Source organism: Dyadobacter sp. CECT 9275 (assembly GCF_907164905.1).
Lineage (GTDB): Bacteria > Bacteroidota > Bacteroidia > Cytophagales > Spirosomataceae > Dyadobacter > Dyadobacter helix.
This window is the reverse complement of record NZ_CAJRAF010000002.1, coordinates 4,061,511-4,083,804: the sequence shown is the minus strand read 5'-3', so window position 1 is coordinate 4,083,804 and position 22,294 is coordinate 4,061,511. Positions and strand designations below refer to the sequence as shown.

At 43.2% G+C, this 22,294-nt stretch carries 24 protein-coding genes and 1 tRNA gene; 12 read left to right on the top strand and 13 right to left on the bottom strand.

What is annotated here, in order from left to right:
* Positions 1-20 precede the first annotated feature (20 nt).
* From KOE27_RS24840 to KOE27_RS24825, 4 genes are read right to left on the bottom strand one after another with little or no spacing between them, the layout of a single operon-like run.
* Positions 21-842 (bottom strand): energy transducer TonB, encoded by an 822-nt coding sequence (locus tag KOE27_RS24840; protein WP_215241394.1) that lies wholly within the window; start codon positions 840-842, stop codon positions 21-23.
* 27 nt (positions 843-869) lie between these two features.
* A complete protein-coding gene (locus KOE27_RS24835) occupies positions 870-1,457 on the bottom strand; it encodes an ExbD/TolR family protein (protein WP_215241393.1) in 588 nt (195 codons plus the stop codon).
* 28 nt (positions 1,458-1,485) lie between these two features.
* Positions 1,486-2,112: an ExbD/TolR family protein gene (locus KOE27_RS24830; RefSeq protein WP_215241392.1), complete on the bottom strand. Its 627-nt coding sequence runs from the start codon at positions 2,110-2,112 to the stop codon at positions 1,486-1,488.
* Positions 2,113-2,171: 59 nt separating this feature from the next.
* Entirely contained in the window at positions 2,172-3,011 is an 840-nt protein-coding gene (locus KOE27_RS24825) for a MotA/TolQ/ExbB proton channel family protein (protein WP_215241391.1), read from the bottom strand.
* Positions 3,012-3,623: 612 nt separating this feature from the next.
* On the opposite strand from KOE27_RS24825, the gene gatC reads away from it, so the two are divergent.
* Positions 3,624-3,911, top strand: coding sequence for an Asp-tRNA(Asn)/Glu-tRNA(Gln) amidotransferase subunit GatC (gene gatC / locus KOE27_RS24820; RefSeq protein ID WP_215241390.1), 288 nt, complete (start codon positions 3,624-3,626; stop codon positions 3,909-3,911).
* 12 nt (positions 3,912-3,923) lie between these two features.
* Here the strand turns inward: gatC and KOE27_RS24815 are convergent, their stop codons facing one another.
* From KOE27_RS24815 to ruvX, 3 genes are read right to left on the bottom strand one after another with little or no spacing between them, the layout of a single operon-like run.
* Positions 3,924-4,715 (bottom strand): amidohydrolase, encoded by a 792-nt coding sequence (locus KOE27_RS24815; protein ID WP_229252938.1) that lies wholly within the window; start codon positions 4,713-4,715, stop codon positions 3,924-3,926.
* A gap of 7 nt (positions 4,716-4,722) precedes the next feature.
* Positions 4,723-5,307 (bottom strand): peptide deformylase, encoded by a 585-nt coding sequence (def, locus tag KOE27_RS24810; protein WP_215241389.1) that lies wholly within the window; start codon positions 5,305-5,307, stop codon positions 4,723-4,725.
* Positions 5,308-5,338: 31 nt separating this feature from the next.
* Entirely contained in the window at positions 5,339-5,752 is a 414-nt protein-coding gene (gene ruvX, locus KOE27_RS24805) for a Holliday junction resolvase RuvX (protein WP_215241388.1), read from the bottom strand.
* Positions 5,753-5,967: 215 nt separating this feature from the next.
* Here ruvX and recJ point away from each other — a divergent pair, with 215 nt between their 5' ends.
* Both recJ and lptB read left to right on the top strand, forming a co-directional pair.
* A complete protein-coding gene (recJ, locus tag KOE27_RS24800) occupies positions 5,968-7,713 on the top strand; it encodes a single-stranded-DNA-specific exonuclease RecJ (RefSeq protein ID WP_215241387.1) in 1,746 nt (581 codons plus the stop codon).
* A gap of 1 nt (position 7,714) precedes the next feature.
* Entirely contained in the window at positions 7,715-8,446 is a 732-nt protein-coding gene (gene lptB, locus KOE27_RS24795) for an LPS export ABC transporter ATP-binding protein (RefSeq protein WP_215241386.1), read from the top strand.
* Positions 8,447-8,785: 339 nt separating this feature from the next.
* Here lptB and KOE27_RS24790 read toward each other — a convergent pair whose 3' ends face one another.
* Positions 8,786-9,487, bottom strand: coding sequence for a hypothetical protein (locus tag KOE27_RS24790; RefSeq protein ID WP_215241385.1), 702 nt, complete (start codon positions 9,485-9,487; stop codon positions 8,786-8,788).
* 68 nt (positions 9,488-9,555) lie between these two features.
* Positions 9,556-10,251, bottom strand: coding sequence for a DNA repair protein RecO (recO, locus tag KOE27_RS24785; RefSeq protein WP_215241384.1), 696 nt, complete (start codon positions 10,249-10,251; stop codon positions 9,556-9,558).
* Positions 10,252-10,574: 323 nt separating this feature from the next.
* On the opposite strand from recO, the gene KOE27_RS24780 reads away from it, so the two are divergent.
* Complete coding sequence (locus tag KOE27_RS24780) at positions 10,575-12,467, top strand: amidophosphoribosyltransferase (RefSeq protein ID WP_215241383.1); 1,893 nt, start codon at positions 10,575-10,577, stop codon at positions 12,465-12,467.
* Between the two features lie 144 nt (positions 12,468-12,611).
* Entirely contained in the window at positions 12,612-13,133 is a 522-nt protein-coding gene (locus KOE27_RS24775; protein ID WP_229252937.1) for a DUF6265 family protein, read from the top strand.
* Here KOE27_RS24775 and KOE27_RS29985 read toward each other — a convergent pair whose 3' ends face one another.
* The 3 genes from KOE27_RS29985 to KOE27_RS24765 are packed head-to-tail and all read right to left on the bottom strand — an operon-like array spanning position 13,134 to position 15,387.
* Positions 13,134-13,478 carry a hypothetical protein gene (locus KOE27_RS29985; protein ID WP_310590073.1) on the bottom strand — a complete coding sequence of 115 codons (345 nt, stop codon included), beginning with the start codon at positions 13,476-13,478 and terminating at the stop codon, positions 13,134-13,136. It lies immediately after the preceding gene.
* An 18-nt stretch (positions 13,479-13,496) separates the two neighbouring features.
* Positions 13,497-13,712, bottom strand: a complete 216-nt coding sequence (locus tag KOE27_RS29980) for a hypothetical protein (RefSeq protein ID WP_310590072.1) — start codon at positions 13,710-13,712, stop codon at positions 13,497-13,499.
* 22 nt (positions 13,713-13,734) lie between these two features.
* Positions 13,735-15,387, bottom strand: a complete 1,653-nt coding sequence (locus KOE27_RS24765; RefSeq protein WP_215241382.1) for an OmpA family protein — start codon at positions 15,385-15,387, stop codon at positions 13,735-13,737.
* A 244-nt stretch (positions 15,388-15,631) separates the two neighbouring features.
* Here KOE27_RS24765 and ubiE point away from each other — a divergent pair, with 244 nt between their 5' ends.
* The 7 genes from ubiE to KOE27_RS24730 all read left to right on the top strand — a co-directional run bounded on the left by ubiE (position 15,632) and on the right by KOE27_RS24730 (position 21,549).
* Positions 15,632-16,354, top strand: a complete 723-nt coding sequence (ubiE, locus tag KOE27_RS24760; RefSeq protein WP_215241381.1) for a bifunctional demethylmenaquinone methyltransferase/2-methoxy-6-polyprenyl-1,4-benzoquinol methylase UbiE — start codon at positions 15,632-15,634, stop codon at positions 16,352-16,354.
* On the top strand, positions 16,303-17,043 hold the full coding sequence (gene porT / locus KOE27_RS24755) for a type IX secretion/gliding motility protein PorT/SprT (protein WP_215241380.1): 741 nt from the start codon (positions 16,303-16,305) through the stop codon (positions 17,041-17,043). Before ubiE ends, porT begins: the two co-directional genes overlap by 52 nt.
* Positions 17,044-17,163: 120 nt before the next feature.
* Positions 17,164-17,238, top strand: a tRNA-Val gene (locus tag KOE27_RS24750).
* Positions 17,239-17,453: 215 nt separating this feature from the next.
* On the top strand, positions 17,454-17,816 hold the full coding sequence (locus KOE27_RS24745; protein ID WP_215237885.1) for an ISAon1 family transposase N-terminal region protein: 363 nt from the start codon (positions 17,454-17,456) through the stop codon (positions 17,814-17,816).
* A complete protein-coding gene (locus KOE27_RS24740; protein WP_456305215.1) occupies positions 17,791-18,780 on the top strand; it encodes an ISAon1 family transposase in 990 nt (329 codons plus the stop codon). Before KOE27_RS24745 ends, KOE27_RS24740 begins: the two co-directional genes overlap by 26 nt.
* A gap of 82 nt (positions 18,781-18,862) precedes the next feature.
* Positions 18,863-19,918, top strand: a complete 1,056-nt coding sequence (locus KOE27_RS24735; protein ID WP_215241379.1) for a DNA cytosine methyltransferase — start codon at positions 18,863-18,865, stop codon at positions 19,916-19,918.
* Positions 19,919-19,992: 74 nt separating this feature from the next.
* Complete coding sequence (locus KOE27_RS24730) at positions 19,993-21,549, top strand: ATP-binding protein (protein WP_215241378.1); 1,557 nt, start codon at positions 19,993-19,995, stop codon at positions 21,547-21,549.
* Here the strand turns inward: KOE27_RS24730 and istB are convergent.
* Positions 21,540-22,289 carry an IS21-like element helper ATPase IstB gene (gene istB, locus KOE27_RS24725; protein ID WP_215236847.1) on the bottom strand — a complete coding sequence of 250 codons (750 nt, stop codon included), beginning with the start codon at positions 22,287-22,289 and terminating at the stop codon, positions 21,540-21,542. The two genes, KOE27_RS24730 and istB, sit on opposite strands and share 10 nt — an antisense overlap.
* Positions 22,290-22,294: the final 5 nt, after the last annotated feature.

Genomic DNA, 22,294 nt, shown 5'->3' with positions numbered 1-22,294 from the left:
AATGGTTTATCCCTCATGAGTTACTCTAGCTGGAAGTTAATCGGCAAATTGTACTTTACGCGTACTGCACGTCCCGATTGCTTTCCAGGTTTCCATTTCGGCATGGCTTTCACCACACGGATGGCTTCCTCGTCACAACCAAAACCCAAACCTTTAAGTACCTGAACATCCTGAATACTTCCATCCGTATTTACTACGAAAGACATAAATACACGTCCAGAAACGTTAGCACGGGAAGCCGCGCTGGGATATTTGATGTTTTTACCAAGATATTTGTACATTTCAGAAGTACCTCCCGGAAATTCTGGTTGTTGCTCTACAACTGTAAAAACCTTCTCAGGCTCCGGAGCAGCTTCTACAACAGCTCCCTTGCTTGGTGCAGCCACAGCTTCCGGCGCAACAATCAGTTCATTTGCGTTCGGGTCACCTTCAACCGTCTTATTGGCAACAACAGCTTCTTTAATTTCTTCTACTGTTGGTGGTGGCGTTTCCTCTGGAACCTCTTCATCCTTTTTTACCTCAGGAGGCAAAAACTTTACCGTATTCACCTTAGGTTGTTCAACCGGTGGCGGTGGCGGTGGTGGTGGCTCTGCTGGATCTATTGGCGGAGGTGGAATTTTCATCAAGTCAACTTCTACCATCGGTGCTTCTTCTTCCGCTGCCGAAAATTTACTCAAAATGGAAGGAGTAAACATCGCAAGAATGAAAAGAGCTGCACCAATAAGAGTAGCCTTGGTCACATCCGCACGGTATCCCTGGCGGAGTGAAAACGCACCATACGCCTTATTACGATCGGCGAACACGATGTCGTCCAATGTCGCATTAGGGCTCAATTCTGCCATGGCGTTTTGATTAATTGGTTAAATATTTTATTTATCTTTTGGGACAATTTTATCTCCCAGTAACTTCTTCTCAGAATCCGTCAGGTTATCTACAAGTGCATAACGCTTCGATTTCGTAATGGCCATTTCGTCCAGTACATCCACCATGTTTTTATAGGTAGAAACTGCCGTAGGCTTGATTACCACTACAAAAGGGTCATTTCCTTTTTCATCCTTTGGATTTTGCGAATTGATCCTTTTTTGAGAGGCAAAAATCACACTCCTCAAATCAAACCCGTAACGGGTTGTTTTAAGTGATGCTTCCGCTTTCTCGTCATCCGCCGCTACACCATCCAGATAGTATACATCGTCATTGTCCCCCATAAAAAGAGTTAACACTTTGGATGCCTTCAATGGCTCGGACTTTTCCTCCTTTGGATCGTCAATTTTATCAGGTACTGCAAGTGTCATGGAGGTTGGCTTAGACATTGTCGTTGCCAACATGAAAAATGTAATAAGTAAGAAACCTAAGTCCACCATTGGTGTCATGTCCACTCGGGTGGACATTTTCTTGCCTCTTACCTTACCATCACCTTTACCATGACCACCACCACCCGATTCTTCAATTGCTGCCATGTTTATTAAAAGTTAAATTTTAAACATTTTATTCTTTAGCAGGCTCATCTCCGTAACCGGCAGGAGCTTGTTCACTACCTGTAATAAGATTAAACTTGTTGATATTCTGCGACTGCAGATTGGCAAGTACATCCTTAAAAACAGGGAACTTAGACAAGTTATCTCCTTTCAGTGCAATCCGAAGCAGGTTATCTGCTTTACGCGCTGCATATACCCAGTCAGCCAGTTCACTTGCTCCGGTTGAATCTACAGGAATACCTGGTTGTTTCACCTCGGCCATTTTCTCCTTTGGCATATTCAACCAAGGTTTCAACTGGTTCAGAGGCACTCCAAAACTACTCTGCAGAGCAAACTTCGCTTTTTCGGTATCCGTGAATGTTATCCCTTTTGCCTGCGCAATGTTTTCAAGCATTGCAACACGTACGGGTTGAGCATCCACACCAAAAAACACCTTCCCGTCTTTGTCGATACTTATGATCATTATTTTGTCATCAGGCACCTTGATTTGCGAAATCGAAGTTGGAGTAGTAATCTCCGCCTCGTTCGACTTAAAGGTAGCCGTCATGATAAAGAATGTCAGAAGTAAGAACGCCACATCAGTCATCGCCGTCATATCAGTATGTGGCGCATGCTTCTTAGGCCTTACTTTTCCCATAGCAAATATATAAGTTTTTTAGATATTAACGAAACTTTCATATTAATAGTTTCAAACTATTAATAATGTGCAGCAAAATTTGACTGAAGGCTCATTCCTATCTCGTCAATGCTGTAAGTAAGATCGTCAACACGGCTGTTCAGATAAGCATAAGAAATGGTTGCAATTGCAGAAGTACCAATTCCAAGTGCTGTGTTGATAAGGGCTTCAGAGATACCCGTTGCAAGAGCAGCTGAATCCGGAGATCCGGAAGTACCCAGAGCGGCGAAGGCCTTGATCATACCGATTACCGTTCCAAGAAGTGCCAAAAGTGTAGATGCACCCGCAAGTGTCGCGATAATGGTAAGGTTTTTCTGAAGCATTGGAAGTTCCAGTGTAGTGGCTTCTTCGATTTCTTTCTGAAGAGCCGCTAGTTTTTGTTCTTTATCAAGAGCAGTTTCAGTGGTAAGTTGCTTGTATTTCAGCAAACCTGCTTTAATAACGTTACCAACTGATCCTTTTTGCTTATCACATTCTTTGATAGCCTCTTCGATCTGGTTCTTGTCAAGCAGGCTTCTTACCTTACGAACGAAAGAATCAATGCTTCCTGTTCCGCTTGCTTTTGTCAAAGTGATCAGACGCTCAATAGTGAAGGTTAATACAATAAGGAAACAAGTCATCAAAATAGGTACGATAGGACCTCCTTTGTAGACGATTCCGTAGTAGTCCCCGTCAATAGGACCCTTTTCATGATCACCACCCTTAAAGTGTTCGGGAGCTCCCAGAACGAAAATGTAAACACATAATGCAATTGCAAACAGTAGAGGGATTACCAATGCCGGGTTCAAACCGCCTTTGCCTTTTGTTGCTGCCGCAGCAGGCTTTGGAGCTGGTGCCGGACTTGTAGCTTTCTTTTCCATCAGACTTACTTTTAAAGGTTAAATTGAGATTTTGGTTGTGAATTAAATAAAAGTTTTGGTTAAAACAGGCTTTTGTAAAATAAAATTTTGGTTGTCTTTACGCAATGTCGACTCTTACAAAAGTATGATTTTTCCTTTTAAAAAAAAGCAAGCTTTTCGCGAGAATTTTTGACACTGATTTGATACACCAGATAACTTATTGTATAATTTCAAGATAATACAAATCCAATAATATATAAAATATTCTTGTTCAAGTGCTGAAAAAGAAGGCTATAGCCACTTAATAAGCAAAAATTAAAATTGCACTATCTTTCATAAATTATTTAATTTTGTTTTTACAACATACATAATCAGATTCATGTAATTTCTCTTTACAGTGATAAAAGCAAATAATATTCTTTAACTACTAACCGGAGTCTTCCACTTTTTCACCTCTGCGGGCACGCGCGTTTCCGACGGCAAGCTTTTGCAGTACGCCCCGGTTTGTTGCATCCGTGCATACCCACTCACGGACAGAGCACCAAACACGTGGAAAACCGCTTCATTTCGCAAAAATTGTGGTAATTTTGAATTTTAAAACCGCGATCCCCATATCATAACAAATTCTTAATAATGAAAATTGACGAGGCAACCCTGAATAAAATTGCAAATCTGGCAAGGCTCGAGGTTAAACCCCAGGAAAAAGAAGCGCTGCTCAACAGCCTGGAAAGTGTTTTATCATGGATGGAACAACTTAACGAAGTCGACACCGAAGGAATTGCGCCTCTGACACATATTCTGGATGAGCAGAATAACTGGCGGGAAGATATAGGGCAAAATACACTGACCCGGGCAGAGGCTCTCACCAATGCTCCGGCAAGAACCGAGGCCTATATTAAGGTACCTAAGGTAATTGAGTAGCCTTTCAAATATTTAGGGGAGAACACGGAAGTCATCCGCGTCGGACCAGGCCGGAAATATTTTGCGGTATTCCTGCAGGTCGTATTTTGATATCCGGACAACCTTTATACTTTCTTTATTTCCGAGAAGTAACTGCGGCTCTCCAAGATAATCCAATACTACAGAATCGCCCTGGTGTTCCGTTCCTGTCGCATCGGCTCCAACCCGGTTTACACCTGCCACATAACATTGATTTTCAATGGCCCTTGCCCTCAGTAACGTGTTCCAGGCATAGGAACGGCGTGCAGGCCAGTTGGCCACATATATTAAAAGATCAAAGGGATCAGAGGCTGTATTACGGCTCCAGACGGGGAAACGAAGATCGTAGCAGATCAGCGGACAAATTTTCCAGCCCTTCCACTCAACAATTAAGCGGTTTTCTCCCCGCGTGTATACCTCATTCTCCCTACCCATCCTGAACAGATGGCGTTTATCGGCCGTCAGGGTTCTGCCGTCAGGATAAACACAGAACAGCCGGTTGTAACAATTACCACTCTCCCTGATGGCCATACTGCCTGTTAACAAGGCTCCGGTTTGCGCCGCCATCTGTTTCATCCAGCGTGTGGTTGTCAGATTCATGGGTTCAGCGGCATCCTTATTCATTGTAAAACCGGTGCTGAACATCTCCGGTAGCAGGAGGACATCAAAGGGCTGGTCAACTGCGGTAATTTTTTCTTCCAGTGACGAAAGATTAGCCGTAACATTTTCCCAGTAAATATCTGTCTGGACCACCGCTACATTCAAAAAAACCTCAGGAACCATCATACCGGTTTTATTTTTTCGCAGGAAACCTCATCCGGTAGTCTGCATCGACGTTACCTTTGGATATATCCGTCAGTTTCTTTTTAATGAACTGCTTCTTCAAAGTGGGTAAATAATCTACAAACAATTTCCCGAGCAAATGATCATACTCATGCTGGATAATCCTTGCGGCCATGCCTTCGTAGTCTTCTACATGCTCGTTCCAGTCTGCATCCCGGTATCTGATCCTTAATTTTTCGGGACGGTATACCTCACCCCTGATTCCCGGAATGCTAAGACATCCTTCTTCAAAGCTCCATTCCTCTCCTTCTTCCGACAGGATTTCGGGATTGATAAAAATCTTCTTGAAATCCACGAGCGACAAATCCGGCTCACCGTCTTCGTCGTCATCCTTTTCGCTAAACGGGGTTCCGTCTACAACAAAAACTCTGATATTAAGGCCGATTTGCGGCGCCGCCAGACCAACACCGTTCGCCGCGTACATGGTTTCAAACATATCAGCCGAGAGCTTTGTCAGATCTATCTCATCTTTTTCAATAAAACGTGTAACTTTTCGAAGTATGGGATCACCGTAGGCGACAATCGGGTAAATCATTGGTATGCAACTTTTAGAATTAATAGTAAACTTATCTTCTGCTTTCCATAAAAGACTGCAGTATGATGGTAGCACTGATTTTATCAATATTCCCCTTATCCCGGCGGTCACTTTTTTTAGACCCTCCGGCAATCATAGACTGGAGCGCCATGGAAGATGTAAAACGTTCGTCATGCGGATAAACAGGAATATCTGGGAAATTTTTCCTTAATATTTTTATAAAAGCCTGTACCCTGCCCGCATTTTCACTGTCTGTATTGTCCAGCTTCTTGGGCATTCCTATTATTATGGCCTCCAGTTCTTCCTTTAGGTTATATTCTTTCAAAAAACCCAGTAAATCGTGTGTCCTCACCGTATCCAGTGCCGTGGCAATGATCTGCAGAGGATCCGTTACTGCAATCCCCGTCCGCTTGGAGCCATAATCTATCGCCAGAAGTCGGGCCATTGTTATTATTTAGAAACCATAAAGAATGTTAAAATTCATTTGTAATGATAAAAACACACAGGCTGTTCAATATGAAATACGTTAATTGCGTTTCAGTTAACCCGATAACATTACAATTGAACTGCAAAGATAAAACGTTTCTATCAGCTTTTAGTTAACAATTCGCCTATCCGGATTTTGATACACACAATATATATAAGCATTATCTTTGCCAAATGATTGAAAAGCGCTGGATACATCCTCCCGAATTTACACTAGAACAACAAGACCTTGCCGCCCAACTGGCCCGGGATATCAATGTAAATCCTCATCTTGCCAAACTACTCGTTCAGAGGGGAATAACAGGATATGAGAGCGCAAAGAATTTTTTCCGCTCCGATCTTTCCAAATTACATGATCCTTTTTTGATGAAGGATATGGATGTGGCAGTTGAGAGACTGAAAACAGCGATTCATGCCGGTGAAAAAATACTTGTATACGGCGATTACGATGTGGATGGCACCACGTCCGTTACGATGTTCTACGGTTTTCTCAGTAAATTATATCGTAACCTTGACTACTACATTCCCGACAGATACCTGGAGGGGTATGGCGTTTCCTGGCAAAGTATTGACTGGGCACGGGACAATGGCTATACCCTGATTGTTACGCTTGACTGTGGAATAAAATCAATTGACAAAGTTACCGAGGCAAAAAAACGTGGGATCGATTTCATAATATGCGATCACCACCGGCCCGGTTCAGAAATCCCTCCGGCCATTGCGGTCCTCGACCCGAAACGCGAGGATTGCCTTTATCCCTACAAGGAACTTACAGGCTGTGGAGTGGGCTTTAAGTTATTACATGCTTATTGTATAGACCAGAAAATTGATCCGGCGATATTATTCGAATACCTGGATCTTCTGGTTGTGAGTATTGCGGCGGACATCGTTCCCATCACCGGCGAGAACCGTATCCTGGCATTCTATGGCCTGCGCCAGCTTAACACAGCTCCACGGACGGGAATAAAAGCACTGATCAAAATTGCAGGTATCAGTGGAGAACTTGATATCACCAACGTGGTGTTCGGGCTTGGGCCCAGGATTAATGCTGCCGGAAGAATTAAACATGCAAAAGAGGCAGTACGTCTTCTTCTCTCTGAAGACGAAACCGAAGCCGATGACTTTGCCATGGAAATCAACAAACATAACACGGACCGTCGGACATTCGATACAAGCATTACCGAAGAGGCCCTTGCGATGATCCAGAATGATTCCTGGTTCGACTCAGCAACAAGTACCGTGTTGTTTAAGGAAGACTGGCATAAAGGTGTAATCGGAATTGTGGCGAGCCGCTGCATTGAACGTTACCACCGCCCTACGATCATCCTGACCCAGTCGCACGGAAAGGCTGCCGGATCAGCCCGGTCGGTCCCTGGTTTTGACGTTTACGAAGCCATTGAAGAATGCGCCGACTTGCTGGAGCAATTCGGAGGACATACTTTTGCCGCTGGCTTGACTTTGCCGCTTGATAATATTGAGGCCTTCAGGCAGCGGTTCGACGACATCGTTCGCAACAAAATTCTTCCGGAGCAACTGATTCCCAGGGTCAGCATTGATCTTGACCTTGATCTGGCTTCCATCACTCCAAAGTTTTATCAGATATTAAAACAAATGGGGCCTTTCGGCCCCGGGAACATGCCACCGGTTTTTGTGAGCAATAACGTTACCCTTGCCGGCAAGCCTGTATTAATGAAGGAAAAGCATATCAAGTTTGAAGTAAAGCAAAAAAATGCAGGGCCGTTTACGGTAATTGGCTTTGGTATGTCACATTTTTATCCTGACCTGCTGAGTGGAATACCTTTTTCAATATGTTATCACCTGGAAGAAAATACCTTCCGGGACAAAAAAACCCTGCAGCTCTCTTTGAAAGACATAAAATTCAATGCAGAGAATGGGATACATGAATTAGCAAACCAATAAAATGATATTAAGAACCGAAAATCTGGTTAAAAAATACGGTGCACGCCTTGTCAATAATAATGTTAGCTACCAGGTTGAGCAAGGTGAAATCGTAGGGTTACTGGGTCCTAACGGAGCCGGAAAAACTACTTCCTTTTATATGGCTGTAGGTTTGGTGAAACCCAACAGCGGAAAGGTATACCTGGACGATAAAGATATAACCAGCCTACCGATGTACAAACGGGCACGGCTCGGGCTCGGGTACCTTGCACAGGAGGCATCGGTTTTCAGGACACTTACGGTGGAAGAAAATATCAGGGCGGTTCTGGAAATGACCGATTTGTCAAAAACCGAGCAAAGAAATAAGGTAGAGGAGCTGCTGGACGAGTTCCATCTGCAGCATGTCAGAAAAAGTAAAGGGATGGTATTGTCTGGGGGAGAAAGAAGAAGAACCGAAATCGCCCGCGCCCTTGCCGTAGATCCTAAATTTATTTTGCTGGACGAGCCTTTTGCCGGTGTGGACCCTATTGCCGTGGAAGACATCCAGAGCATTGTCGCCAAGCTTAAGCATAAGAATATAGGTATCTTGATTACGGACCACAATGTAAACGAAACGTTGTCGATCACGGACAGGGCATATTTACTGTTTGAAGGAAAGATACTTAAGCAAGGAACTGCCGAAGAACTGGCAGAAGATGAAGTGGTGAGAAGGGTATATCTTGGTCAGCATTTTGAGCTGAAGCGAAAGATATAATCAGACTTAGGCATAGAAAAGGGAATGCTCGCGGCACTCCCCCTCTTACAATTATTCACCATGAACTGTATTTACTAGAGTCCTATCTTTTGGGACACTTTTTACAGTACTTCCCTTTCTTTTTATATTTTTCACAGCACTTTTTAAAAACACATTCGTGCTGTCCGATAGTTGTTTTCGACCAGAAATCATCCTGTTCCGGACTGGCTATCTGTTCACTTAAAATCCATTCGCTCATCCGGCTCTATTGATTTAACGTTGACAAAACTAGTAACTATTTAGAATCATTCCAAAAAATAAGGACATTATTTTTAACAATTCTAAATACCGATGCTGCAATTATTTGATTTTCTCCCAAATCTCATGAACGGGGCTGCCGGTAGTGCTTTTCCCGCTATGGTCCCAACGCCCGTCTTCCAGTTTCCAGTTAAACACCAGACTAGACCCTACGCGGTTATTATCCTTTGAAAAGAACTGTATCTGCTCTGTATATTTACCGTCCTTAATCGTATATGTTCCTCCACCGGTAGCATAAAAGCCTTTCACCGCAAGATCAAAGGCGATCCACTGAAACCGGCTGCCCGAAAGTAATTTTAAAGTTTTTCGCGTTCCGGTCTGATGTATTTTCTCCAGTGCGCCCTGTCCGTTTGCCCGCTCGGTAATACGCCAGGTACCTGCCATAGGCGAAGTTGAGGCATCGTCAACCAGCATCCAAACCATAGCTTCTTCATACCTGAGCGTAAGCACTCCATCCTTCCGTGTAATCGTAAATACAACAGGAATACCGATTTTTGCGGTATCAGAAGAGTTAAACTCAGGGGTATAAGTCATCTTATTCCCTTGCATGGTAAACGGACCGCCTTCCGATCTTTCAAAATATTTATTCAGAAGGCTATATGACGCGATCGTAAGATAGTTGTCGCCTACGATCAGGATGGAAGTGCTGCCGGTAGGTTCCTGAGATTTCCAGGCGCCCTTAGGTACCTGGGCCATAGACAGCTGCGCTATCAGGATTAATAGTAAGGTAATCTGCTTCATCATTACGGGAGTTTTACTGTTTTCTCTCATTATGTTATAAAACTATGCCAGTCATTTTTATCAAAGAGGCTTTATCTAAGCACTTCTCTCAACACATCCAGCGACTTTATTTCCCCAAGGGATTCCATGTGTATCTTGTAAAAAAAAATCAGCTTTTCCAGTAATACGGCTCGACGGATCCTGTCCATCTTTATGGGTACCCCGTATTGCCCCGTTAATAAGGTACCGATTACCCCCATATCCATATCATCCGTCAGACGTGGATAGTAGTTATTTTTCAACTCCGTTTCCAGATCCTCGGCCTCATCAATCCCAAACCCCAGATATGATGCAAGATGCAAAAGAAACTGTATATGAAAATTCTCAAAACCTGTTTCGGCTTCATCCAGATATAGTATCGATTGTTCTATAAAATGAAAGAGCGGCTCGTTCTGCTCTTCCTCCTTCAGGGTCTTCCCTAGTATTTCGGTCACGAAGAGGGAAATGCCCGACTTGGTTACATGATATGGTAGAGATTTAAAGGGCTCGTAACACTTCATTTCAGCAATCCGGTGGACGGTATCCTGTTTGCCCTTGTGATAGACCACCATGTCCAGCAGTGTAAGCGGCTGAAAAAGCGCAATGCGGTTCCCCTTTGCTTTGCTGCTCCTGACCCCATTGACAATATAACTCTGAATACCGAACGATTCCGTGTAAATCTTCGCAATAATGGACGACTCACGGAAACGGAGGTAATTCAGTGCTATTCCCTTTGTTTTGTGAAGCATCAGAACGATCAGCTAATAACCCGGACTCCGGATTCACCCTTTCGGGTATAATTTTTTCATGTAAGTTAGAAAATAAAAATCTTTTCGACAGGACAGATTTTTTTCGGAAGAAACCCCGTTATAAAGGCCTGCTGGCATTTTTTAAAACAGTGCGGCATTTCACATAAAAAATGACTGCAATTTAGAAGTTTTTTAAGTTAAAGGATTCGTACCTTTGTATCGGTTCCCGAACTAAGATCAAGTTTTGTTCGTTAACAAATTATTAAATAAGGAATACATTTTGCAAACAGCAAAATAATATTTTCTAACGCATTACTCTTCTTATGAGCGACGCAATAAAGCATGAGTGTGGCATAGCACTTATTCGTCTTAGAAAGCCTTATCAATATTACATAGACAAGTACGAAACACCGTTATATGCGGTTCATAAGTTGTCTGTGATGATGGAGAAACAGGTCAATCGAGGACAAGATGGCGCAGGAGTTGCCAACATTAAAATTGAAGTTCCTCCTGGTAAACGCTACATCAGCAGATACAGATCCGTAGAGCCTCAGCCTCTTACAGACATTTTTTCCAAAATTCACAAAAAATTCCGCAAAGGACTTAAGAATAACCGTGACAAAGTTTCCGACGCCAGATGGCTTCAGGAAAATCTGGCTTTTACAGGGGAAGTATGGCTTGGACATCTTCGTTACGGAACCCACGGAAGCAATGAAGTAGAGAACTGCCACCCCATGCTCCGGCAGAGTAACTGGAGAAGCCGCAACCTCGTCATGGCTGGTAACTTCAACATGACGAATGTCGATGAGTTGTTCGGCAAACTGGTATCACTTGGACAGCATCCGAAAGAAAAAGTAGATACGGTGACCGTCATGGAAAAAATAGGACATTTCCTTGATGAAGAAAACCAGAGAGTATTTGAACGTTTCAAGGGGATTTACGAAAATCCTATTCTGTCAGACGTCATCGAGGAGAATATAGATTTACAAAGATTGCTTTACCGCTCCTGTCGAGATTTTGATGGTGGGTACGCTATGTGCGGGCTCACTGGTTATGGCGCTTCCTTTGTGATTCGTGATCCGGCAGGTATTCGTCCTGCGTTTTATTATGCCGATGATGAAGTAGTTGTGGTTGCTTCTGAGAAACAGGCCATTAAGGCTGCTTTTAATGTGGATTACAGCCAGATCAAAGAGGTAACTCCAGGAGCTGCACTGATAATCAACAAAAATGGGGAGTACAATGAATTTCCTATTTTGCCCCGTCTTGAGAAACGTTCGTGCAGCTTTGAACGGATTTATTTTTCACGCGGTACTGATCCCGATATTTATTACGAACGCAAGCAGCTGGGAAAATTGCTAATCCCGCAAATTCTGAAAGAGATCAATTATGATCTCGAAAATACAATATTCTCATACATTCCGAATACCGCAGAAACCGCCTTCCTTGGAATGATTGAAGGCCTGGAGGAATACCTTGCCAAAAAACGCAAGCAGGCGATTATGGAAGGTATCCTGTTCGAGTCAGATTTGGAACGGGTCCTTTCTTTCCGTCCCCGAATTGAGAAGCTCGTAACGAAAGACGTAAAATCAAGAACGTTTATTACGGCAGACGAACTGCGGGACGATATGGTATCGAGTGTTTATGATACTACTTTTGAGGTTGTTCGTAAAAATGTAGATACCGTTGTAATTATTGACGACTCTATCGTACGCGGTACAACACTTGAGAAAAGTATCTTAACCATGCTTGACCGCCTGAGTCCCAAAAAGATTGTTGTCGTATCATCGGCACCGCAAATCCGTTTCCCGGACTGTTACGGTATTGATATGTCCAAAATGAAGGATTTTGTGGCTTTCCGTGCCGTTCTGGCCTTGCTTGAAGAGAAAGAACTGGATTATCTGCGTGAAGATGTATACACCCAATGTGTAACTTCTATCGCTACCAAAAATCCTTACCATACCAATTATGTGAAAGCGCTGTATGAGCCCTTCACAGATGAGCAGGTTTCCAACAAAATAGCAGAAATTATCCGTCCCCAGGATTTGAATGCTGAACTATCCGTCATTTTCCAAACTGTGGAAAATCTGCACAAAGCTTGCCCTGAACATTTGGGGGACTGGTACTTTACCGGAAATTACCCCACTCAGGGAGGCAATAAGGTAGTAAATAAAGCCTATGCCAATCATCATGAAGGTAAGCTTGTAAGAGCTTATTGAGATATATTTTGTAGAGCATCACAGGCCGTTCCAACATGGGGCGGCCTTTTTTAGTGATTAACAGACCTGGATTAAAGAGGATTCTTGATTTTAACTAAATTGCATCCCAACTCAATTTAACATTTCACTATTATTCCAAATCCCATGGCTCAAAATCCTACCGGAACATCCATCCGGACCTTTACACTTGTCCTTATCTGCTTCCTCGGCCTGAACAGCACCTTATATGCTCAGTCTGCCAGTAAAGGCTCACTGAAAGACATCGCTTTTCTAGACGGCCGCTGGCGTGGAGAATTTAATGGCGGACCAATTGATGGAGGCTGGACCGCGCCCGCAGGGGACAATATTGTGGGTTACCTGCGCATGATGAAAGAGGAGAAAGTGACTTTGTACGAAATATTCGCTTTCGAACAAACCGAAAAAGGGCCGGTTGCACATGTGAAGCATTTTAAACCAGGACTTATATCGCTGGAAGAAAAAGAGGTTTCTGATACTTATAACTTTATCGAAGCCGGTAAGAATACGGCATTATTTGAGAAAGACGACGCTTCAGTACGGATCATTTATGAACTCCGTTCCAAAAACCAGCTCGTAATTCAGCGTGGAAAATCTGAGAATGGCAAATGGGTCTTTGTAGATCTCTTTGTTTTCAAAAAGATTCCTTAATCAACTGATCCCGAAAATCCGAGTATCGGTAATCCGGGCACGGTTGTCTTCCAGAAAATCACAAAAAGTTATGATCTGTCTGCCCTGGACCGAATAGTCCAACGGATAATCATAACTTTCTGCATATACATCCGAAAAATCGGTAATCACATATCTTAAGGTTCTGATTCCCCTAGCCCGCAAGGCAGCTAGATAAAAATTCTGATGGCTGTGGGCAAAAGAATCTGCTTCATAGCGGCTGGTTGTTTTGATATCAACCGCAAGCGTTTTTCCTATAACATCTACGTATCCGTATAGCAGTACATTATCCAGCTGATATTCACAGTATACCTGTGTTTTCAACATTGGCCTGGGCAGGAGCGCTCATACTTTCCGGAGAATATCTCCATCAAAAGCATCTTCATTCACACCCTTAATAACGGCTTCTTCAAAATTAGCTCCCTTTTGCTGCGCCTCAGTTGAAGGTATGACCACCCGGTTGATCCTGTCCAGCAAAAGGGTTTCATTCAGATATCCTTTCTCAAATCTATCGAAATAATTTAACAGCGTCGGATATAACCTGTATTTAATCTGATTCAAAGCCGGTTTTACAATTAAACACCTATTGTTCTTCCACCCGGATCATTACTCTCCGGTTTCTAAATCTGGCGGCAGCCGTCTTGCTCGCGTCCACAGGCCTGCTTTCACCATAACCCACTGTAAGCATCCTGGCCGAAGATATACCCCTTTCTCTCAGATAGGTCTTCACAGCTTCCGCGCGCCTTTCAGAGAGTATCTGATTAGCTTTTTCATCTCCGATATCATCCGTATGTCCTTCAATGGATATGTCGGTATTCGGATTTCTTATCAGAAGCATGGCTATATCTGTCAATTTCTGATAAGAACCTTCCTCTATTACATCAGTACCGGTTGCAAATCTTACAGGACTTGCAAGCAGCTGATCAATCTGAGCCTGTAGATCCTGGCGCTGAACGGGGCTTACAAGCGGGCATCCAAAATTGGACTGATCTCCCGGCACGTCTATACATCGGTCTTCTGCATCATTCACTCCGTCACCATCACGATCAGGACAACCCTTGTTGGCATAAGTTCCCGGCTGGTCCGGGCAGCGATCCAGCTTGTCAGAAATACCGTCGCCGTCAGAATCAGGACAACCCGCGAACCTGGCTTCACCTTTCACATCCGGACAGGCATCGAGTTCGTCCAATACACCGTCGCCGTCAGAATCAGGACACCCCTGAATGGTTCCTGCAATGTTTGGACAATTATCCAGCCGATCCACAAAACCATCCCCGTCACTATCAGGGCAGCCTCGTGTTTTTGCCGAACCTGCCTCGTTAGGGCAGCGATCCACATAGTCAGGAATACCATCGCCATCCGTATCTGGACATCCAAAATACCTGGCAATACCGGCAACATCAGGACATCGGTCACGGTCGTCAGGTATGCCGTCCTTATCCGTATCTCTTGTAGCCCTGGTGAACCTGTAGGTAAGGGAAATACTTAAAAAGCTGAATTTATCATTGGGCGTATCGCTGTATGAGTTACCCTCCTCAGGATTTACAAGCCTTCTTCCTGATGTGGCATCTAATTTATCACTTCTCACCAGATAAAAACGATAATCCAAGCCTACTTTCCATTGTGGACTAAGCCTGTAATCAAGCGAAGTTCCAAGCGGGATCACCCTTTCCTGAGTCTTTTTAACTCCCAACTTCCCTCTTGGGTTACCCCACCGAAGAAAAAGGGGATTTCTACCACTCACTTCACTGTTTGAAAACCTTACAAGCTTATCCGTGGTGAGGTCATAGGCATTGGAACTAAAAAACATCATCCCCAAACCACCGTAGACACTGATATTAAATTTACCCGGCTCGTATCTGCTGAATTGTTCCGTCAGATTCCATTTGGCCAGAAGTTCCAGTGTATTGTACTCACTTACAAAATACGAGTTGAAGAAATCCACCTTCTGCCCCCCAAGCTTCCCGGCAGTATAATCCAGATTCATGGAGAACCGTTTGGTATAGGCGCGTCCAAGGCTGACGCCAATCATGCCTTTCATATCCTGATTACTCATCTCACCAAAAAACTGGGTGAGCCCGCCCCTTACAGAAACAGAATAAGGCGACAACTCCCTGTTGGGACCAAGCCCGGTATTGGTACTGGAGCGCTGGGTACCTATCCGCCCCTGCCCTTGTGCTACGAAAGCATAAAGTGATAAAACGCCAAAGATGATATGGTATAGATGCTTAATCATTTTCTGCTAACGGTTGTGATGGTATCCCTTCTCTTCAATGCTAGATATAAAGAACTTTGGCCTCTTAACGAATGGAATTTTCTTTTGCAGATTCGGATTTCATAACAAATATAAAAATCTCAGCACGAATGCAAACAATTTTGGTGTGAAAATAGATCAGCAAGGTATATTTTCACTGTTGTGACATTAAACACAAGCCAAATAACCATTAGCTTTGCATCCTATTCTATATTGATTTTGACGTATGAGTGTGATTCCATATAAAGATAAAGATGGCAGTAAAAGAGAGCAGGTGGCAGAAATGTTTGACAATATTTCGCCTAAATACGACCTGTTAAACCATGTTTTGAGTGGTGGAGTGGATATCTACTGGCGAAAGAGGGCAATCAGACTGCTGAAAAAACAACAACCAAAAGTAATCCTGGACATTGCCACCGGAACCGGTGACTTCGCTATAGAAGCCTTGTCATTGAATCCTGAAAAAATTATCGGGGTGGACATCTCGGAAGGTATGCTGGCGGTTGGTCGCGAAAAAATTGCCCGCTTAAAAAAGGAGAACATCATCAGCTTACAAAGCGGCGATTCCGAAAGTTTGAATTTTACGGACAATTATTTTGACGCGGTTATCGTTTCGTTTGGAGTAAGAAACTTTCAGAATCTGCTTTCCGGGCTTTCAGAAATGAACCGGGTGATGAAGCCTGGAGGAACATGTATTGTTGTAGAGTTCTCAAAACCCAAAAGCTTCCCCTTTAAACAGTTATACAATTTTTATTTCAAATTTATATTACCAATTATAGGAAATACCGTCTCAAAGGACAGCTCCGCTTACACATATCTGCCTGAATCAGTTCAGGCCTTCCCTGATGGCGAAGCTTTTCTTGGAATTTATAAAAAAGCAGGATTCAAAAATACCAAATGCATATCATTAACCTTCGGGGTCTGTTCCATTTACATTGGTCAAAAGTAGTCATAACAGGCTTTCTGATTCTACTTTTGGCCTCCTCGTACACTGCAACCAGCCAAGGCCTGGGCTATCGGCGCAAGCATCTTGAATATTACGACGACAAGCCACTACATTATGGTATATTATTCGCAATCCCTTTCACCCGGTATAATTTCAGCCACAGCGATGATTTCCTGACAAGGGATACATCCTATTTAATTGAGTCTCCTACCACAACAGCTTTCCGGATGGGTTTCACCATTAACGCCTATCTGACTGATCATTTTGACCTAAGAACGACTCCTTCTGTTTCACTTTACGAGAGGCAGATGAAATTCAGTTACCCTGGGGGTACCGAAAAAATCCAAAAAAGGGAATCGACCTGGGTCGAAATTCCCCTTTTGCTGAAATACAAATCCAACCGCCGTGTTAATTCCCGAATGTACATGATAGCCGGCATTACCATGTCCATTGAAACCAATGTAAAGCGTAACCGCGGTGCGGGCTCCGGCACGCTGGATACGAAAACCTCTGACTTTACGGTAGACTATGGTATCGGATACGAACAATTCTTTGAGTTTTTCAAATTTGCGCCGGAATTAAGATTTTCTCATGGACTTTCCAACGTACTTCAGCCATCTGCCAACTCCACTACTTCCGGAATCAAGCGGTTGACAACCCATACCGTTACCTTATATTTAAATTTCGAATAAATGTTTCTGATTATCAATCGGTTGAAAAAAAAGTGATTTTTTTCAACAAAAAAGTTGGATTTAAGAAAATACTCCTCAATATTTGCACTCCCAAACGACGCGAATGGGGACACAAAAAAAGGGAGTTTAGCTCAGTTGGTTCAGAGCATCTGCCTTACAAGCAGAGGGTCGGGGGTTCGAATCCCTCAACTCCCACTTCAAAATCAAGCACTTACGAGATAAAACTTGTAGGTGCTTTTTTATTTGCACAAGATTTGCACAAGACTTTGGGGGCGAATGATTGACCGAATCCGAAATCTTTTGGATATCGTTTTTTAATTTTTTAATTTGACATCTTTTGGATCAAATCAAAAACTTGTGGAGGGGATAGGATTTATCTAGGTTTGTGTTTTTAATCAAACCAGTTCGTTTTGGAGAGTTTCTTACCCATTATTCAGTTTCTATTACCTGAGTTCATCCTCGAAAATTTTGAGTTAACTTCTATCGACCGGCAGGATGGTGTCTTCCACGTGCATATTGATGAGAAAAATGCGGACGAGACTGATCCAGAAAGAAGGAACCTGCTCTCCAAAGGCTTCTTCCCGACGATTACTGTCCAGGATTTCCCGATTCGGGGCCATAAAGTCTTTCTTCACATTAAACGCCGCAGATGGCTTAATAGCAAAACAGGAAAAGTAGTGTACAGAGATTGGGCAGAAGTAGGCAAAGGAACGCGAATGACTAGTGAATTCGCGGCTTTTTTAAAAGATATCAGTAGATATCAACCCGAATAGCGCCTGGGCGATTGGACGGTTCTATGGGGTTAACGGCAAAAGCTTATTACGTCAATACCGCGATTTTCAAAGTGGGTTTAAAAATTGGGACCAACGGGGCCATGCTAAAAAGTGGCTGCTCTTTCCTCAAAATCTAGGATCCCACCTATCAATCGACGAGACCAGTCTTTCTCACGGCGAACTCTACACCATTCTTACAAACAAAGCAGCCAGAGGCGGTAAAGGCAGTATAGTGGCCATTGTGGCTGGCACCAAAGCAGAAGCGGTCATTGAGGTCATCCGCAAAATTCCGGAATCACTTCGCAAGAAAGTGACTGAAATAACCTTAGACATGGCCAGTAGCATGACTATGATCGCCAAGCGTTGTTTCCCGCGGGCAGTGCGCGTCACTGACCGCTTCCATGTACAAAGATTGGCAGTCGAAGCCCTTCAAGAAATCCGCATTAAACACCGATGGGATGCGTTGGACAAGGAAAACGATGCCATTGAGCAGGCAAAGGTTTCTCAGACAGAGTATCAACCAGAAATATTAGGTAACGGTGATACCGTCAAACAACTACTGGCTCGCAGTAGATACGCACTTTACAAAAAGCCCAGTACCTGGACTGATAGCCAACGAGAAAGAGCACAACTTCTCTTCGAACGCTTCCCAGACCTTAAAAAGGCATACGAGCTGGCGCTAGAGCTAAGTAACATCTTCACAAACACATCTGAAAAGATATACGGGTTGACAAGGCTTGCCAAGTGGCACGAAAAGGTCAGGCAATCCGGATTTAAAGCATTCAATACAGTAGCCCGCTCGATTGAAAGCCATTACAAGACCATTGTCAATTATTTTGATAACCGTAGCACCAATGCGTCTGCCGAATCCTTCAACGCAAAAATTAAAGCATTTAGGGCTCAGTTCCGAGGAGTCAGAAACGTCGAATTCTTTCTTTACCGCCTCACTCAGTTATATGCTTAATCCAAGGTGCTCCACAACATTTGGTCTTGATCCCATCTTTTCGACTTTGCGTTGTTTTTGATTAACGTTTCATTGCCCTCTTATGAAAGCTATAGACTTATTTAGTGGCTGTGGCGGACTAACTCTTGGATTAAAGAATGCTGGTTATCAAGTAATTGGTGCAGTTGAAATTGAGCCAGTTGCCGTGAAGACCTATTTAGAAAATCATCCTAATGTAAAGGTTTGGGCGATGGATATAGGCGATGTTTCTGGAAACGAAATTCGCAAGGCACTAGATTTGGAGATTGGGGAACTCGATTTGTTAGCAGGGTGCCCTCCATGTCAAGGATTTTCAACCCTAACAACATTGAATGGGTCTCGTATTGCCGACGAGGAAAGGCAACAAAAAAATGATCTTGTTTTTGAATTCATGCGCCTCGTTAGGGAATTACAACCTAGAGCCGTAATGCTAGAAAATGTCCCTGGCCTCTTTAAAGACAAAAGACTTACGAAAATTCTCGCTGAATTAGGTGAACTTGGATATCATAATAATCGAGAAGATGTAGTTAAAATACTGAATGTTGCCGACTTCGGCGTTCCGCAAAGAAGACGGAGGATGATACTGATGACGACAAGGATTGGGAAGGTGAATTTTGCCAAGCCCACTAACTATAAGAAAACGGTGCGTCAAACCTTTGAGGAGGCCAATCTACCTAAGCCTGGAGAATCAGGAGATTCATTACACGATCTTATAGACCACAGGACGGCATCTATGATTGCAAGGATTAAGTCTGTTCCAAAGGATGGAGGAAGCCGATTTGATTTACCAATTGAACAACAATGCGCCTGCCATGTTAAAGATGGGAGCCACCGAGCAATGTTTCGGGATGTCTATGGCAGAATGAAATGGGACGACGTATCGCCAACAATGACTAGTGGCTGCAATAATCCATCTAAGGGACGATTTATTCATCCCGAGGAAGACAGGGCAATAACGTTACGAGAAGCGGGCCTGCTACAATCATTCCCAATTGATTATAAATTTTCATTGGATCGAGGCAAGACTGGAGTCGCGCTAATGATAGGAAATGCTTTACCTCCTGAGTTTATCCGTGTCCAAGCATTACAAATAAGAAGTGTACTGGAATCCGCAGAATAATTGCCTGGATTGACGGCTATCAAGGCTAATATCGCCAAGATGAATTAGGCGATCAAATTAATTTAAAAAGTCAAATGGCTAATTTCAAAGCACGTGCTAGAGCAATTGATATGCTTGGACGACAGCAAATTGCTGGGATTCCATCAGCCATCAGCGAATTGTTCAAAAATGCACATGATGCTTATGCAGACAAGGTTGAGGTGGATTATTATAGGTCCGATGGACTTTTTGTGCTTAGAGATGACGGCTTGGGCATGACCTATCATGACTTCGAAAATCGCTGGTTGACAATTGGAACAGAAAGTAAAATGGTCAATCGGCGGGGGATTAGCGCGCCACCTCACGCAGCTGACAAGGCTATTAGGCCAATCTTAGGTGAAAAAGGCATCGGTCGACTGGCTATTGCAGCTATTGGATCTCAGGTTTTGATTCTCACTCGGGCAAAGCGAGGAGAAGCCCTCTCGGATTTAGTCGTAGCATACATACATTGGCGCCTATTTGAGTTACCTGGGATCGATTTAAATGAAATAGAAATTCCTATCAGAACCTTCAAGGATGGTCATTTACCTTCTTACAGCGATATTTCTGAGATGGTTGACTCCTTTGCTAAGAATATCGACAAATTAAGATACCTCGACGATGAAGAAATTACTCGGTTTAAACTAGAGTTCGATCAAATGCGGCTCAGCGCGGACGAAATAGACTCATACGTGCCAGATATGAGCTTGGGAGGCGATGGACACGGAACGCATTTCTTAATTCGGCCTGCCAATGAAATCTTAGAATCAGATATTGATTCGAGCACATTTACCAGAGCGTCTTCTCTCGAAAAGGCATTACTAGGGTTTTCCAATGTAATGACTCCCGATCATGAAAAGCCAGTTATTCAGACAGCTTTTAGAGATCACAAAAGGATAGATGATGTGATAGATATCATTGATGAAAGAGGTTTCTTTTCTCCTACTGAGTTCAGAAATGCTGATCATCATTTTAGTGGCCAATTTAATGAATATGGTCAATTTGATGGTGAGGTTTCAGTTTATCAAGAAGGCGCAAGAGAATACAAAATCCCGTGGGCTGGCAGCAAGGGAAAAAAAACTCAATGCGGTCCCTTCAAAATAAATATTGCCTACATCCAGGGAAAATCACAAACTTCGACAATTCCTACCGAAGAGTATAATCTCCTTTCGAACAAGACAAATAGACTTGGTGGATTATATATTTATAAAAGTGGAATAAGAATTTTACCTTATGGGGACACTGATTATGACTGGCTGGAAATAGAAAAGAGAAGAACCTTTAAAGCTAACCGATATTACTTTTCACATAGACAAATGTTTGGTGCGGTCGAAATTGACTTAATTAAAAATTCTGAGTTATCTGAAAAAGCCGGAAGAGAGGGCTTTAGAGAAAATAAAGCTTATAGAGAATTTCGTGACATTTTAAAGAATATGCTCGTTCGATTTGCCGCTGATTTTTTTGTTGAAGACGGAGTATACAGTGGGTATTTCGGAGAAGTTGACCACCTGATTCCGTGGCAAATTGACCACCTAATTAACTGGCGGCCGGTAGTAGAAAATGCTAGTAGAAGCGATTCAAAATTAGTAAATAAAAGTTATAATTATTCGTAGCTGGTTTCGAGCTCCGTTTTTCGTTTTCTTCTCATTGATTCCCCCTTTAATTCAACCCGGTGTGCATCATGTACTATACGATCTAAAATGGCATCAGCAATGGTTTTTTCTCCTATTACTTCATGCCATTTGCTAACAGGCAACTGAGAAGTAATTATCAGGGATGTTTTTCCGTGCCTGTCTTCTATGATTTCCATCAGTGCTGCCCGGCTCTGGGCATCGAACGGCTGGATACCAAAGTCGTCCAGGATAAGAAGTTGTTGCCGTTCTATTTTTGTAATTTCTTTGATATAGGATCCATCCGCCTTGGCCATTTTGAGTTTGGCAAACAATTTGGGAGTACTGGCATACATTACGCGGTAGCCAAGTATACATGCCTGATGACCAATCGCAGATGCTACATAGCTTTTACCGATTCCGGTACTGCCTGTGATCAGTAGGTTTTCATTTCGGCCAATAAAGGAGCATTCTGCTAGGCGCATGATCTGATTACGGTCAATACTTCTATCAGCATGATAGTGGATATTTTCGACCATGGCCTTATAGCGGAACCGTGCGTACAAGATCTGGCGTTCGACCCGACGGTTATTTCTGTCATCCCATTCAGCGTCAACTAGATGAGCTAAAAGCTCATCCGCCGTGTAATCATTAGTCTTTCCACTTTCCAGGCTACTTTTAAAGGCATGGAACATGCCGTAAAATTTTAGCTTGCGTAACTTTTCCAAAGTGTTTGTGTTCATTTTTA

Bases quoted from the DNA above. Each gene is read 5' to 3' on its own strand.
- ruvX (WP_215241388.1), bottom strand. From the start codon at position 5,752: ATGGCCCGACTTCTGGCGATAGATTATGGCTCCAAGCGGACGGGGATT.
- KOE27_RS24765 (WP_215241382.1), bottom strand. From the start codon at position 15,387: ATGATTAAGCATCTATACCATATCATCTTTGGCGTTTTATCACTTTAT.
- KOE27_RS24840 (WP_215241394.1), bottom strand. From the start codon at position 842: ATGGCAGAATTGAGCCCTAATGCGACATTGGACGACATCGTGTTCGCC.
- KOE27_RS24830 (WP_215241392.1), bottom strand. From the start codon at position 2,112: ATGGGAAAAGTAAGGCCTAAGAAGCATGCGCCACATACTGATATGACG.
- KOE27_RS24815 (WP_229252938.1), bottom strand. From the start codon at position 4,715: ATGATGGTTCCTGAGGTTTTTTTGAATGTAGCGGTGGTCCAGACAGAT.
- KOE27_RS24775 (WP_229252937.1), top strand. From the start codon at position 12,612: ATGGCTCAAAATCCTACCGGAACATCCATCCGGACCTTTACACTTGTC.
- KOE27_RS24790 (WP_215241385.1), bottom strand. From the start codon at position 9,487: ATGATGAAGCAGATTACCTTACTATTAATCCTGATAGCGCAGCTGTCT.
- gatC (WP_215241390.1), top strand. From the start codon at position 3,624: ATGAAAATTGACGAGGCAACCCTGAATAAAATTGCAAATCTGGCAAGG.
- def (WP_215241389.1), bottom strand. From the start codon at position 5,307: ATGATTTACCCGATTGTCGCCTACGGTGATCCCATACTTCGAAAAGTT.
- lptB (WP_215241386.1), top strand. From the start codon at position 7,715: ATGATATTAAGAACCGAAAATCTGGTTAAAAAATACGGTGCACGCCTT.
- KOE27_RS24735 (WP_215241379.1), top strand. From the start codon at position 18,863: ATGAAAGCTATAGACTTATTTAGTGGCTGTGGCGGACTAACTCTTGGA.
- istB (WP_215236847.1), bottom strand. From the start codon at position 22,289: ATGAACACAAACACTTTGGAAAAGTTACGCAAGCTAAAATTTTACGGC.
- KOE27_RS24780 (WP_215241383.1), top strand. From the start codon at position 10,575: ATGAGCGACGCAATAAAGCATGAGTGTGGCATAGCACTTATTCGTCTT.
- KOE27_RS29985 (WP_310590073.1), bottom strand. From the start codon at position 13,478: ATGTTGAAAACACAGGTATACTGTGAATATCAGCTGGATAATGTACTG.
- KOE27_RS24730 (WP_215241378.1), top strand. From the start codon at position 19,993: ATGGCTAATTTCAAAGCACGTGCTAGAGCAATTGATATGCTTGGACGA.
- KOE27_RS24835 (WP_215241393.1), bottom strand. From the start codon at position 1,457: ATGGCAGCAATTGAAGAATCGGGTGGTGGTGGTCATGGTAAAGGTGAT.
- porT (WP_215241380.1), top strand. From the start codon at position 16,303: ATGCATATCATTAACCTTCGGGGTCTGTTCCATTTACATTGGTCAAAA.
- ubiE (WP_215241381.1), top strand. From the start codon at position 15,632: ATGAGTGTGATTCCATATAAAGATAAAGATGGCAGTAAAAGAGAGCAG.
- recO (WP_215241384.1), bottom strand. From the start codon at position 10,251: ATGCTTCACAAAACAAAGGGAATAGCACTGAATTACCTCCGTTTCCGT.
- recJ (WP_215241387.1), top strand. From the start codon at position 5,968: ATGATTGAAAAGCGCTGGATACATCCTCCCGAATTTACACTAGAACAA.
- KOE27_RS24825 (WP_215241391.1), bottom strand. From the start codon at position 3,011: ATGGAAAAGAAAGCTACAAGTCCGGCACCAGCTCCAAAGCCTGCTGCG.